At 55.0% G+C, this 200-nt stretch carries 1 tRNA gene and 1 rRNA gene; both read right to left on the bottom strand.

Annotated elements, in window-relative coordinates:
• Nucleotide 1 precedes the first annotated feature (1 nt).
• Nucleotides 2–75: transfer RNA gene (locus FOI68_RS23205), tRNA-Ile, on the bottom strand.
• 59 nt (nucleotides 76–134) lie between these two features.
• Nucleotides 135–200 (bottom strand): 16S ribosomal RNA (locus FOI68_RS23200); the annotation flags it as partial.

Raw genomic sequence — 200 nt, 5'->3', positions numbered from 1 at the left:
GTGGGCCTAGGCTGACTCGAACAGCCGACCTCACGCTTATCAGGCGTGCGCTCTGACCAACTGAGCTATAGGCCCAGGGTATGCTCCTTCAAAACTGAACAGCGAACGGGCGTTAACTAGCCGAAGCTCCGTAGAAAGGAGGTGATCCATCCGCACCTTCCGGTACGGATACCTTGTTACGACTTCACCCCAATCATCTA

It is taken from the genome of Brevibacillus sp. LEMMJ03, assembly GCF_007197875.1.
GTDB classification, from domain to species: Bacteria; Bacillota; Bacilli; order Brevibacillales; family Brevibacillaceae; genus Brevibacillus; species Brevibacillus thermoruber.
Note: the sequence above shows the minus strand (reverse complement) of the source record. Positions and strands in the feature narration are given on the sequence as shown.